Here is a 12801-nt window from a genome sequence, read left to right as displayed (position 1 = left end):
TCTCCACCAATACGATTTGACAGAGACCCATCTAATATTCAAAACCAGAATATTAGATGGGCTGGCTTATATTCTGGGATCTAACCGCTGATTTGATCACTCTCTTTAAATAAGATGCACACCCTTATCAACGTAAACCACGTCGCCGGTCATTCCAGTTGCCAGATCACTCATCAAAAAGGCAGCCACATTTCCGATTTCGGTTGTTGTAACGCTCTTTTGATCAACGGTTCTCGACTCCGATTCCTTTAACAATTCACCATGATGCTTAATGCCGGTAACTGCTAATGTCTTAACCGCACCCGCAGAAATTGCGTTTACTCGAATCCCATTCACCCCTAAATCTGAAGCTAAATAGCGAACGTTGGCTTCCAAGGCCGCTTTGGCAACACCCATCATATTGTAATTTGGAATGGCCCGAGTTGAACCAAAATAAGTCAAAGTTACAATACTTGAAGGGTCATTTAGGATTGGTTGTGCATAACGACTCACTGCAATCAATGAGTAGGCACTAATGTTTTGAGCCAAATCGTATCCTTCACGAGTAGTATGTACCAGCCCAGACGTCAATGTCTCACGGTCAGCATAAGCGATTGCATGAATCACACCATCAATTTTGCCATACTTATTACCAATCTCTTCGAATGCATTTTTAATGTTGTCATCATCAGCAACGTCACATTCTACTAATTCTGAATCTTCAGGAATAAATCGTTGTAAGCTCTTCTTAATTCGATCATTTTGATAAGTTAAAATAACCTTAGCGCCTTGATCAATAATTGCCTGGGTACATCCCCAAGCAATACTGCGTTTATTTGCGACCCCCATGATCACAATTGTTTTTCCATCTAAAAAGCCACTCATTTAATTCGGCCTCCAAATAATTTTTCTTTTAAAAATTCCGGTAACGTTGCTCACGTTGGCGTAATAACTCGTCAATCGGTAAATTAGCCAGTTCATTAAACTGATTTGCCAGAAAGTCACGTAGTGGGCCTAAATTCTCACCAGAGTGGTATTCATGAATAATCTGATCAATAATACCATTTTCTTGTAACCATTCTGGTGTTAAATTTAAGGCTTCAGCTGCTTGCTGGACCTTTGATGAATCCTTCCACATGATGCTGGCATAGCCTTCAGGTGACAAAACGGAATAAATACTATCTTCAAACATAAATACTTTGTCGCCACAGGCAAGCGCAATCGCGCCACCACTACCACCCTCACCAACAATGATACTAATGTACGGTACCTTTAGTTGCATGCCCACTTGTAAGCACTTGGCAATTGCAGAACCAATACCGTGATATTCAGCATCCACATCCGGCCAAGCGCCAGGCGTATTCACCAGCGCCAAAATCGGTCGATGGAATTTTTCCGCCTGTTGCATTAATCGAAGCGCTTTACGATAGCCTTCCGGTTCAGGGCTACCGAAATGACGCTTGATATTTTCTTCCGTATCAGCACCCTTACGAATCCCAACCACCGTAATCGGTACATCCTTTAACAATCCAATGCCACCGATTACTGCTTGATCATCGCCATCAGACCGATCTCCATGGAGTTCAAAAAAATCAGTTGTCAAACCACGAATGAGTTCATCCGTTGAAATTTTATGACTGTCACGGGCTGCCTGAACACGTTGATAAGCTGTTTTTTTAGCCATGACTAGCCTCCCTCTGATGCAGTCGCAAAAATTGAGAGATTGTCTGCTTTAAATTGGTCCGCGGAACAATCGCATCGATAAAGCCGTGATCCAAAACAGTTTCAGCCCTTTGAAAATTCTTGGGTGGCTGCTTCATAATTGTTTGTTCAATGACTCGGCGACCAGCAAATCCAACCAAAGCATGAGATTCGGCTAAAATAATGTCGCCCTGCATTGCAAAACTGGCAGTAACGCCACCAGTCGTTGGATCACAAAGAACCACCAGATAAAACAGTCCGGCTTTGCTGTGAGCCTCAACAGCCTGGGACACCTTTGCCATTTGCATCAGTGACTTGATCCCTTCCTGCATCCTCGCACCACCAGAAGCCGTAAACATGACAACCGGCAACTTTTCAGTGGTTGCTTTTTCGAACAATCGAACAATTTTTTCACCAGTGGCACTGCCAAGACTACCCATGATAAAGAATGGGTCCATAATTCCGGCCGCCACTTTTTGATGATCCAGTGACCCGATTCCAGTCAAGACACTTTCCTTAATTCCGGTTACCTTTTTTGCTTTTGCAATTTTACCCCGATACTTCTTATCGTCATATTGGTCGGGAACCGTTACGTCTGCATCCATTTCGTCAAAGGTATCAAACGTAATCTTAGCCCGCCTGCGAGCCGTAATTCGAAAACCAAATCCACAATTAGGGCAGGTTCGCTGCTTGCCCATTCTCATCGAAAAAAACGTTGTATGGCAAATTGGGCATTCTTTCATTAAGTTATCGGGGATTTTATCCATTCGCTTTTTTAATTCATCACGACTGGGCATTTTAAACCGACTTTGCAGCATTTAATCCCCTCCTACCAGCAAGAACATCATTTTCAATAAAACTAGTTGAGTAGGTTCCCTGTTTAAATCGATCAGATGTAACTAACTCATATAAAAAGGCTTGATTGGTTATGACACCCGTAATTTCAAGCTCACTTAACACCCGTTTCATCTTCGCAATGACCGCATTCCGGTCATTTAAATGAACGATTAATTTAGCGATCATTGAATCATAAAAAGGTGAAATAAAACTGCCGTTGGTCACACCAGCATCAATTCGGACACCCAATGACCCATCAGGGAAAAATAAATGGGTAATTTTCCCGGGTTGAGGAGCAAAGTTGTTTTCGGGGTCTTCGGCATTTAATCGACACTCCAAAGCATGTCCCTTAACAGTCGCATCTGCTTGAACAAAGGGTAATACTTCATTAGCAGCAACGGCTAACTGACCCTTTACCAGCTCAATGCCGGTAACTTCTTCGGTAATCGTATGTTCAACCTGAAGACGAGTATTCATTTCCATAAAGTAAAAATGGTGATCGTGATCCATCAAAAATTCGTAGGTTCCAGTATTTGTATAACCAAGTTTAAGCGTTGCCTTGGCAACAATTTCACCTAATTCCTGACGTTCTTCAGGAGAAATCAAAATACATGGACTTTCTTCAATTACCTTTTGATGATTTCGTTGCAGAGAACAGTCACGTTCCGGTAAATAGACAACGTGGCCAAAATTATCCGCAATCACCTGCATTTCAACATGTTTGGCATCTCGGATTAGTTTTTCAACATACATACTATCATCACCAAATGATGCCTTGGCCTCACGTTGGCACTGCTCGAATGAATCACGAAGCTCTTCTGGCCGATCAACCTCACGGATACCTTTACCACCACCACCGGCAGCGGATTTCAATAAAACTGGGAAACCAATTTTTTCAGCAATCCGTTCAGCTTGATCAACTGAAGTGACATCACCCTCGCTACCAGGGATCACCGGAACGCCCGCGGACTTCATTGCCTCTCTGGCGTTAGCCTTGTCACCCATCAGTGAAATCAATTGATGGCTAGGACCAATGAATTGAATATGACAAGACTCACACATTTCCGCAAACTCAGCATTCTCAGAGAGAAAACCGTACCCGGGATGAATGGCTTCACAACCAGTTAAAGTTGCGGCACTCATAATTTGGGCCATATTTAAATAAGAATCACTCGGCTGGGCACCGCCAATACAGATCGCCTCATCAGCTAAATGAACAAACAAGCTCTCCTTATCAGCACTGGAATAAACAGCAACTGCTTCAATATTCATGTCATGAAGTGCTCTGATAATTTGCACAGCAATTTCGCCACGATTTGCCACTAATACTTTTTTAAACATATGCTCACCTTCTTGTACTTAAAAACGTTTTGGAACGCCATTTGGATTCATTCCCGAAATGAGCCAGGTTTCTCATTCCACCGCAAATATCAGGTCGGCCTCACAAATCACTTGACCGTCTCGAATAATCGATCCGTGACCTAATCCAATGTTCATTTTGAGCTTTTTCATTTCCACTTCAAAGATTAACCGGTCGCCTGGTCGAAAATCATCTTGAAAAGTGGCGTTTTTTATGCCGCCAAAAAACACATTTTTCCCTTGATATTTTGGTAATGACAGAATGGCAGCAACCCCAGTCTGAGCCATTGCCTCAATCATAATTGGCCGTGGGACAACTAACCGGTTAACCGGCTGGTTGGCAAAGAACCATTCATTAATGGAAATCAGTTTCACCGATCTTGCCTTAACACCTGCTTGAACATCCAAAAAGCGGTCAATCATTTCAAAAGGATAGCGTTGGGGAATCACATCATTTACGTTGGGTGTCATTATTATCTATCCCTTCTTAACTTGAAACAGTGGTTGATCATACTCAACCATACTGCCATCCTCAACCAAGATATTTGAAATTGTTCCTGAAACATCACTCTTAACTTCATTGATCATCTTCATTGCTTCAATAACGCAGACAACGTCCCCTTTTTCAACTTTATCGCCCTGCTTTTTAAAGGCAGGCTTATCGGGACTTGGCGCGAAATAGATAACACCTACCAGCGGTGCTTTAATTTCGGCGACATCAGCTGCCGAATTAACAGCTGGCGTTGTTGATTCATTCTGTGATTGTTTTGACGTCGGTTTAGGTGCGCTAACAGTGTCATTAGGTGTTGTTAATGTTGGCTCACCTACAACAACTTGGTCACCAGCCTCAAGTTTACTCAATGCCAATTTAAAATCATCCTGCGTTAACTCAAAGTTTTTGAGTGATGATTTATCAAACTTATCTAATAACCGTTCAATTTCCTTCTCGTCCATAACTTTAATCACATCCCTTAAATGCAATTACAGCGTTGTGTCCTCCAAATCCAAATGAGTTACTGATTGCATAGTTAACAGTTGTTTTCTTATTGGTGTCATCAACTAAATCAACATCACATTCTTCATCTTGGTTAACAACACCCACATTTACCGGCATTTGGTTTCTTTGAATTGCGCCGATTGTTGCAACAGCCTCAATCGCACCGGCTGCGCCCAATGCGTGGCCAGTCATCCCTTTGGTACTGCTTACCTTAACATGATCATTCTTTGAGAAGACCACATTGATTGCCTTGGATTCAGCGCTGTCATTGGCATGAGTACTTGTTCCGTGCGCGTTAATATAGTCAACATCAGTGGCATCAATTTCAGCCTCGTCAATGGCCATTTGCATTGCCCGTTTAGCGCCGGTTCCCTCTGGATCAGGCGCTGTCATATGGTAAGCATCACTAGTCGTTCCATAACCAACAATCTCAGCAAGGATCTTAGCGCCACGTGCTTTGGCATGGTCATAACTTTCCAAGACCAGGGTTCCAGAACCTTCACCCATTACAAAACCATTTCGGTCTTTATCAAACGGAATTGACGCTTTCATTGGATCTTCGGTCTTCGATAATGCCGTAATTGCAGCAAATCCTGAAATACCAATTTCATTTACTGAAGCTTCAGTTCCGCCTGCAATCATTGCCTCAGCTTTTCCTTCTTTAATATATTCAAAGGCATTGCCAATTGCATTAGTCCCTGACGAACAGGCAGTCACAATAGCTTGACTGGTGTTACGGGCCTTGAAGGCAATTGAAATATCACCGGCAGCCATATTAACAATGGAATTAGGCACAAAGAAAGGTGATACCCGCTTAGGTCCTTTGTCGTGCATCTTGATGACTTGCTCTTGAATGGTCGTCAAACCACCAATTCCTGAACCATAAATGACGCCTAGTTCCTCTGGTTTGATATTGTCTTCATTCAAGCCAGCCATTTCCATCGCTTCGTGAGCACTATATAGCGCGTAATTGATAAACAGATCATTTCGCTTTGCGGTTTTTCGGTCCAAGCGCTTCATTGCGTCAAAGTCCTTGACTTCACCGGCAACAGAAATTCCAGTTGCTTCTGCATCAAATTTGGTAATCTTATTAATGCCAACCTTCGAATTTAATAAGTTGGTCAGAAAACTATCAACATCATTTCCGAGTGGGGTAACGGCACCCATTCCAGTAACAACGACTCTGTTCATGAATTTATCTCCTTTAGCAATTAAATTGTTAATCCACCATCAATTGTGATGACTTGACCTGTTAAATAATCATTATGCACCAAGAACGAAACTGCGTCGGCAATTTCTTCCGGTCGGCCAAATCGTTTCAACGGAATTTGATCAGTGAATTCTTTTTGACGACGTTCGCTCATTTTTCCAGTCATATCGGTTTCAATCATTCCCGGAGCAACAGCATTACAACGAATATTACGTAAAGCCCCTTCACGAGCGGCTGTTTTTGTCAAACCGACTAGTCCAGCTTTACTAGCGGAATAATTAGCCTGCCCAATATTACCATGCAAGCCTGAAATACTGGAAATGTTGACAATGACACCAGAACGACTCTTTTGCATTGACTTCATTGCAAACTTGGTCATGTTAAACGCGCCAATTAAATTTGTGTCAATAACTGCTTTAAAATCCGACAGCTTAGTGCGGCTCAATAATTTGTCGCGGTTAATGCCCGCATTGTTTACTAAAACATCAATTTGACCATATTTTTCCAGCAAACTGTCAATCATTGCTTGGGCATCATCTTCGTTGGCCACGTCGCCAACCAAATTATCAAAAGTAACTCCCTGATCACTTAATTGCTGCTTCACATCATCATCTAAAGCATGGTGCGTATTTAAAACAACTGTCATACCATCTTTTGAAAGCCTTTTGGCAATCGCTAATCCGATCCCCTTTGCGGCACCGGTTACTAATGCAATTTGTTTTGCTTCACTCATTATTTCACCAACTTTACATTTGATCTGACATCATTCAATGTCTTAACACTATCAATATGTAGTGTGTCAACAGTTGATAACGATTTTGCAAACTTCATCAACGTATCACCCGGACCGATTTCAATCATCGTATCACTGCCCAAATTGACTAAGGCTTTGAGGCAATCAATGAAATGGGTCGGATTAACCAACTGATCAACCAGCGTCTGTTTCATATTGGCAACATCAAATTGGGTCATTGTTGTATTACTAATAACAGGAAACTTAAACTCATGAAAGTCAACAGTTTGAATTCGATCAGCTAATAAATCACTTGCTTCTTGCATAAACGGAGTATGAGAAGCAACCGTCATTTTTAACGGAACAACCCGCTTAATCCCATGTTCATGAAGATAAGTGGTTGCTGCGTCCAAACCGGCCTGTGTACCCCCGATAACAATCTGCGAATCGGTATTAAAATTAGCTGGGTAAATATCACCTGCTTGAGCACCAACCCGGCAGGCTTCACGGACTAAATCAGCGTTTGCCTTAAGAACAGCTGCCATTTTACCCGGATGATCTTTTCCTGCTTTATCCATATAGCGAGAACGATCACGAACCAGCTTTAGCGCATCAGCAAACTGAACACCACGAGCAGCTATAATTGCACTATATTCGCCAAGGCTCAATCCAGCAGCGCCCACTGGTGATCCGAATTCTTTTTCAAGAATCCGAAAAATACCGGTACTCATTGCGACAATGGCGACCTGGACATTATTGGGATCATCCATAACCTCTGATTTACTCAAATCCATATTAAGTGCAGCAGAAGCTTCCTCAATGGTTTGACGATAAATTACCTCTTGTTGGTAAAGGTCCTGCCCCATCTCGGGAAATTGTTTTCCCTGACCGCTAAATAAATAACTTAATCTCAAAGTATCAACCTACTTAGTTTGTTGTTTAAAAACGTAATCTACCAAATCACCAACAGTTTCCATACCTTTGTCAGTTTCAGTTTCAATTTCGATATCATAAGTATCTTCAATTTTGTCAACAACTTCGAAGATATCCAAACTGTCAAGATAAAGATCATTCTTGAAATTAGTGTCTTCTTTAATTTTGTCTGCATCAACATCCAATTGGTCCACGATAATATCCTTTACCTTGTTAAATACTTCTTCTTTAGTCATCATTAATTTCCTCCAATATAGTTGTTTGTTTTTAATTTGATTAATTAATTTTCTATGAGCAATATCGTTAATAAGTCAGTAACATGGTTCCAACTGTTAAGCCACCACCGAAGCCACTTAACGCAATTGTATCGCCACGTTTGATAATGTTGTGTTTTACTAGCTGATCCAACAAGATCGGTTCGCTGGCAGCTGCGGTATTCCCAAATTCACCGATGTTAACCGGAAATTTGGTCATTGGCAGCTCGAGTTCATCCGCAATCCGCTCGACAATTCGAACGTTCGCTTGATGAAGGACATAGTGGTCAACATCTGTCGGTGCTAATTTAGCCACCGATAATGCATGGTTAACCGAATCGGGAACATTCTTAACCGCGAATTGATAAACACGCCGACCATTCATCTTAAAGAACGGCTTGAATGGTTGATGATCTGATGAAAATGGTGATGGCTGACCAGTCTTACCAGCCGTTAAATAGCCACCAAGACTGCCAAGGGTTGTCATACTATCTGCAAGATATGACCCATCAGCAGTTGTCTCGTTCGTAACCAAAACCCCACCGGCACCATCACCAAACAAAACGGCAGTGGATCGATCAGACCAATCCAAAAGCTTACTTAACGTTTCACCACCAATTAAAATGGCATTCTTTTTATGATCTGCCATCAGCATTTGCCGAATTAGCTTCAATCCATAAACAAACCCTGAGCAGGCTGCATCAATATCAAACGCCATCGCCTTAGTAGCACCAATGTTTCCTTGCACAGTTGCACTGGTAGAAGGTGTTAAATAATCAGGTGACATGGTTGCAACAACGATCAAATCAATATCGTCAGGCTGCAGTTCGCTTTGAGCAAGTAATTGCTGAGCAACGCTGGTACAAAGTGAGCTTGTAGTTTCAGTAACGGCAATATGCCGACGCTTAATTCCCGTTCGCTTAACGATCCACTCATCAGAGGTGTCCATCATCGTTGAAAGTTCATGATTATCAACAACTCGCTCAGGCACTTGACTCGCCGTAGCTACTATTTTAAAATCTTCAAATTTCATTTTGATGAAACCTCGTCAATAAATTTCTCAACGTTAACCAATGCCTGCCGCATCTTTCGAATATCGGATCCGTCAAATCCCTTTAAGCAACTTTCAACCAACTGGCGATGGAACGCATAGTGGGCACGATAAAGCAATCTGCCCTTACTCGTCAGCCCAAGGTTGATAATCCGACGGTCCTGTTGGTTAATCATTCGAATGATGTAGCCTTTTTTCTCAAGGTTATTAAGATTGGCAGTTAACGTCCCTTTACTTAACTTCAAAACACGTGATACTTCTGAAGTTGTTTTCCGATCATGAAGGCCAATTGTATGAATAAGATGCAATTCTTTTGCAGTGATGTCCTTAAATCGACTCTTTCGAATTTCACTCTCTTCAATTCGCATTATCTGATCATAAATATCTATCAAAGCCTCACTTATGAAATTGTAATCATCTTTAATTTCATCACTCGTCGAATTCATTCATTAAATCTCCTCATTCACTCTCGGTCTAAATCTTTTTATCTGGATTTGGAACAATGAACGTTAAGTCGGCGGAACAAGCCACTTTGTCTTCAACTTTGGCAGCGCATTTAACTTTACCCATGTTGTCACGCTGTTTTTCCATTTCAACATGTAGCTTCAAAACATCACCCGGACGAACAACTTTTCTGAATTTGGTATTATCAATGGCACCAAGGTAAGCTGTCTTGCCACGATATTTTTCCGTCTTGAGAATTAAAATCGAAGCTGCTTGAGCAAGCGACTCGATAATTAATACGCCGGGCATAACTGGATTTCCAGGAAAATGGCCTTGGAAAAATTCCTCGTTAATTGTGACGTTTTTGGTACAAACGATCGATTCACCCGGATTTAATTCATCGACTTTATCCATAAACAAAATTGGATATCGATTGGGAATTAGATCCATAATTTTAGCTGCATCTAATACACTCATTGCTTTCTTCCTTTCGGTTGCAAAACTGATCAAGTATCACGCCAGATTAATTCGACTTTCGAACTAAATTGTCAAAAAAATTTGGTTGATTTCACTTCATCCATGTCCAAATTTTGAACATCTCACATCATAACCTAAAATAGTTTGAAATTCAAACTATTTTGGTTAATGGCGTAATAACCGATAAAACTAAGAACTGAAACTTGAAAGCTAATAATCACGCCAAAGGCGTGTGGTTATTGGCTTTTTTGGCAAAAAAATAAACGCAAGCTCTCCTGCATTGTATACTTTAGTCGACCAAAACCAAGATACAAAGGAGACTTACGTCATGAATATTATAAGACAAAAAAATACAGAAAACGAGCTTCACAATATTGTTCATCAATTTACTTCCCTCATTGGTCTATCTAAACTCACCAAGTTGGTGAATTATCGCCGGCATTCAGAAATCAGCTTGATGAAGGTCATTGAATGGCTGCTCACGACAAAGTTCCTGGGACGCTCGCTTTATCGAGCCCATGAAACACCTAACTTTACCAGTCGCACCGTCAGAAATAATTTGAACGATGGCCGGATCAATTGGCAACGCTTGATTTGTCAAGTTGGGAGTCATTTAATCAAGCATTTACGACCGTTTATTGACCGCCGGCGGCGGTTAGCATTGATCATTGACGATACACTCTTTTCCCGTGAGTACGCCACCCAAACCGAATTACTAGCGCGAGTCTTTGACCATGACAAACAGTTATATATTAAGGGATACCGGGCTTTAACTTTGGGTTGGAGTGACGCCAATACATTCTTACCGATCAACTTTGCATTAATGTCTTCCAAGAAGCCACAAAACGTCCTTGGAAAATCAGCTAAAACAACCGATCAACGAACAATTGCTGGCCGGAGACGTCGCCAAGCACAGCAAAAAATGAACCTCGTTTCATTGCAACTTGTCAAGCAAGCCCTCGCAAATGGCGTTCTAGCTGACTATGTGTTATTTGATAGCTGGTATAGCTCACCAAAAATGTTCTATGAATTAACCAAGTTGGGATTAAACGGCGTGGGCATGCTTAAACGGTCCAGCAAAATTTACTATCAATATCGCGGACGGCAATATTCAGTTAAAGCATTATACAAGCGACTGCAGGCCTCAAAATATCAACCCAAGCAAGCTTATCAATACAGCTGCTTTGTCGAAGCGCACGTCGGGAACCAAAAATTCAAGCTTCGCTTGGTATTTGTGGCTAATCGGGCCCGTCAAGATGACTACCTAGTACTGGCAACGACTCAGTTAGGCCTTCAGCCACAAGAGATCATTCAACTATACGCCCGAAGATGGCAAATTGAGAATTACTTTAAAGTTGCCAAGCAATACTTGCGGCTCGACAAATCACAAGTTCAAAATTATGACGGGCTTTGTGGCCATTTAGCAAGGATCACCCCCACATACGTGGGGAATACACTAAACGATCCCCGTCATAACAGCATTTATAAATTAGTGAATGCCAGTTTTACATGAGTTTGATTCCTAATTCAAGAGTTATTTGAGCACCAGATAATACATAATATGAGCTGCTTTTAATTTAAAAGTGGTCTTCATAAATAATGGTGCCTACATGCTAATAAAAAATAGCCGCTTTAGCTCCGCAAGCTAGCGGTTGTTTAATATCGTCATATAGCTCGACATAGGAATCCTTGTTCATATGGGCACTCACAGTATAGCATAACAACTGGTTAACGTTGCACGCCTTGATCCACCTGCTTGCTCTTATGTTTTTAAGTTTTGTTGTGCTTATTAGGTAGATTGTAAAATTAATCCGAACGCTGTTCGGACAAAAAAGATCAGCTTCCTTTAAAATGGTGTTTACCACAAACCCATCTTTTAGGAGCTGATCTTTTGTCTAGTATAACCTATTCCGAACGAATTAAAATCGAAACCTTTTGTGAACTAGGGCTGTCCAATATCCAAATGGGCGTTCGGCTGAACCGATCACCGTCAACAATTTCTTATGAATTATCTCGATGTAAAACTTATCAGGCTGAATTAGCACAAACAGATGCCGAATACAAGCGATCACGATGTGGTCGGAAAACTAAGCTGAGCGATGAGTTAAAGCAAAAAATTCTCAACCATTTATGTCTAAGCTGGTCACCAGGAATGATTGCTCACGAATTTAAACTAGCTACTAAATCTATTTATAATTGGCTAAATCAGGGGAGGATTGGTTTCTCCTTGAATGATCTACCTGAACATGGCGTACGCCAACGGCGTAACGTTGACCAACGATCCAAATATAATCAATCTTTGGGGCGATCAATTGAACAGCGTCCCATGATGATTAATCAACGTAATCGCATCGGCGATTTTGAACTAGATACAGTCGTTGGTCCTCGTGGGCATAGTAAGGCAGTTTTATTAACTTTAATCGATCGCAAATCACGGTTCCTTTGGGCATACCGGTTAAAAGATCGGACGACAGCGACTGTTAATGAAGCACTAACTAAGTTCCTAACCACTTTTAATGGTCCGGTGCACAGCTTTACTGTGGACCGTGGCACTGAGTTTAGTGGGCTAGTATCACTTGAATCACAATATGGTATTAAGACCTATTACTGCCATGCTTATACTCCAGCTGAACGTGGTAGTAATGAACTCTTTAATCGGAATTTACGTTATTTTTATCCTAAAGGGACTCGTTTTGAGCACATTAGTGCTCAAGATTTAACGACGACGTTACTCTAAATTAACCAGCGACCGCTTAAAATACTCGACTGGCAAACACCGTATCGGGTTATGCTGACAAATTTGTCCAAAAATTCGGATTAAATTTG

Annotated in this window: 13 protein-coding genes and 2 pseudogenes; 2 read left to right on the top strand and 13 right to left on the bottom strand. The window is 41.4% G+C overall.

Annotated elements, in window-relative coordinates; genetic code table 11:
• Positions 1-105: 105 nt before the first annotated feature.
• From fabI to fabZ, 13 genes are all read right to left on the bottom strand, one after another.
• Positions 106-864 carry an enoyl-ACP reductase FabI gene (gene fabI / locus IV84_RS07540; protein WP_056986347.1) on the bottom strand — a complete coding sequence of 253 codons (759 nt, stop codon included), beginning with the start codon at positions 862-864 and terminating at the stop codon, positions 106-108.
• A gap of 28 nt (positions 865-892) precedes the next feature.
• Positions 893-1663: a carboxyltransferase subunit alpha gene (accA, locus tag IV84_RS07535; RefSeq protein ID WP_056973842.1), complete on the bottom strand. Its 771-nt coding sequence runs from the start codon at positions 1661-1663 to the stop codon at positions 893-895.
• Positions 1656-2498, bottom strand: a complete 843-nt coding sequence (locus IV84_RS07530) for an acetyl-CoA carboxylase carboxyltransferase subunit beta (RefSeq protein WP_056973843.1) — start codon at positions 2496-2498, stop codon at positions 1656-1658. Before IV84_RS07530 ends, accA begins: the two co-directional genes overlap by 8 nt.
• Entirely contained in the window at positions 2479-3858 is a 1380-nt protein-coding gene (locus tag IV84_RS07525; RefSeq protein ID WP_056986346.1) for an acetyl-CoA carboxylase biotin carboxylase subunit, read from the bottom strand. The genes IV84_RS07530 and IV84_RS07525 overlap by 20 nt, the downstream gene beginning before the upstream one ends.
• Positions 3859-3930: 72 nt before the next feature.
• Positions 3931-4347: a 3-hydroxyacyl-ACP dehydratase FabZ family protein gene (locus IV84_RS07520; protein ID WP_056973850.1), complete on the bottom strand. Its 417-nt coding sequence runs from the start codon at positions 4345-4347 to the stop codon at positions 3931-3933.
• A gap of 6 nt (positions 4348-4353) precedes the next feature.
• Positions 4354-4830 (bottom strand): acetyl-CoA carboxylase biotin carboxyl carrier protein, encoded by a 477-nt coding sequence (gene accB, locus IV84_RS07515; RefSeq protein WP_056986349.1) that lies wholly within the window; start codon positions 4828-4830, stop codon positions 4354-4356.
• 4 nt (positions 4831-4834) lie between these two features.
• Positions 4835-6064: a beta-ketoacyl-ACP synthase II gene (fabF, locus tag IV84_RS07510; protein ID WP_056986345.1), complete on the bottom strand. Its 1230-nt coding sequence runs from the start codon at positions 6062-6064 to the stop codon at positions 4835-4837.
• Between the two features lie 20 nt (positions 6065-6084).
• Entirely contained in the window at positions 6085-6816 is a 732-nt protein-coding gene (gene fabG, locus IV84_RS07505; protein ID WP_056973854.1) for a 3-oxoacyl-[acyl-carrier-protein] reductase, read from the bottom strand.
• The gene (locus tag IV84_RS07500; RefSeq protein ID WP_056986344.1) at positions 6816-7730 is read right to left on the bottom strand and encodes an ACP S-malonyltransferase; all 915 of its coding nucleotides are present in this window, start codon (positions 7728-7730) and stop codon (positions 6816-6818) included. The genes fabG and IV84_RS07500 overlap by 1 nt, the downstream gene beginning before the upstream one ends.
• A 9-nt stretch (positions 7731-7739) precedes the next feature.
• On the bottom strand, positions 7740-7985 hold the full coding sequence (gene acpP / locus IV84_RS07495) for an acyl carrier protein (RefSeq protein ID WP_056986348.1): 246 nt from the start codon (positions 7983-7985) through the stop codon (positions 7740-7742).
• A 67-nt stretch (positions 7986-8052) separates the two neighbouring features.
• Positions 8053-9036, bottom strand: coding sequence for a beta-ketoacyl-ACP synthase III (locus IV84_RS07490; RefSeq protein ID WP_056973858.1), 984 nt, complete (start codon positions 9034-9036; stop codon positions 8053-8055).
• Positions 9033-9500 carry a MarR family winged helix-turn-helix transcriptional regulator gene (locus IV84_RS07485; RefSeq protein WP_056973860.1) on the bottom strand — a complete coding sequence of 156 codons (468 nt, stop codon included), beginning with the start codon at positions 9498-9500 and terminating at the stop codon, positions 9033-9035. Before IV84_RS07485 ends, IV84_RS07490 begins: the two co-directional genes overlap by 4 nt.
• A 28-nt stretch (positions 9501-9528) precedes the next feature.
• Positions 9529-9975, bottom strand: a complete 447-nt coding sequence (gene fabZ, locus IV84_RS07480) for a 3-hydroxyacyl-ACP dehydratase FabZ (protein WP_056986343.1) — start codon at positions 9973-9975, stop codon at positions 9529-9531.
• A gap of 328 nt (positions 9976-10303) precedes the next feature.
• Between fabZ and IV84_RS07475 the strand changes: the two are divergent.
• Both IV84_RS07475 and IV84_RS07470 read left to right on the top strand, forming a co-directional pair.
• Positions 10304-11419: pseudogene (locus IV84_RS07475) on the top strand (IS4 family transposase); the annotation flags it as partial.
• Between the two features lie 447 nt (positions 11420-11866).
• Positions 11867-12796 (top strand): annotated as a pseudogene (locus tag IV84_RS07470) (IS30 family transposase).
• Positions 12797-12801: the final 5 nt, after the last annotated feature.

Source organism: Pediococcus damnosus (assembly GCF_001437255.1).
Taxonomy (GTDB): Bacteria; Bacillota; Bacilli; order Lactobacillales; family Lactobacillaceae; genus Pediococcus; species Pediococcus damnosus.
The sequence above is the reverse complement of the archived record's forward strand: the minus strand, read 5'-3'. Positions and strand labels throughout refer to the sequence as shown.

Bases quoted from the DNA above. Each gene is read 5' to 3' on its own strand.
- fabI (WP_056986347.1), bottom strand. From the start codon at position 864: ATGAGTGGCTTTTTAGATGGAAAAACAATTGTGATCATGGGGGTCGCA.
- accA (WP_056973842.1), bottom strand. From the start codon at position 1,663: ATGGCTAAAAAAACAGCTTATCAACGTGTTCAGGCAGCCCGTGACAGT.
- IV84_RS07530 (WP_056973843.1), bottom strand. From the start codon at position 2,498: ATGCTGCAAAGTCGGTTTAAAATGCCCAGTCGTGATGAATTAAAAAAG.
- IV84_RS07525 (WP_056986346.1), bottom strand. From the start codon at position 3,858: ATGTTTAAAAAAGTATTAGTGGCAAATCGTGGCGAAATTGCTGTGCAA.
- IV84_RS07520 (WP_056973850.1), bottom strand. From the start codon at position 4,347: ATGACACCCAACGTAAATGATGTGATTCCCCAACGCTATCCTTTTGAA.
- accB (WP_056986349.1), bottom strand. From the start codon at position 4,830: ATGGACGAGAAGGAAATTGAACGGTTATTAGATAAGTTTGATAAATCA.
- fabF (WP_056986345.1), bottom strand. From the start codon at position 6,064: ATGAACAGAGTCGTTGTTACTGGAATGGGTGCCGTTACCCCACTCGGA.
- fabG (WP_056973854.1), bottom strand. From the start codon at position 6,816: ATGAGTGAAGCAAAACAAATTGCATTAGTAACCGGTGCCGCAAAGGGG.
- acpP (WP_056986348.1), bottom strand. From the start codon at position 7,985: ATGACTAAAGAAGAAGTATTTAACAAGGTAAAGGATATTATCGTGGAC.
- IV84_RS07490 (WP_056973858.1), bottom strand. From the start codon at position 9,036: ATGAAATTTGAAGATTTTAAAATAGTAGCTACGGCGAGTCAAGTGCCT.
- IV84_RS07485 (WP_056973860.1), bottom strand. From the start codon at position 9,500: ATGAATTCGACGAGTGATGAAATTAAAGATGATTACAATTTCATAAGT.
- fabZ (WP_056986343.1), bottom strand. From the start codon at position 9,975: ATGAGTGTATTAGATGCAGCTAAAATTATGGATCTAATTCCCAATCGA.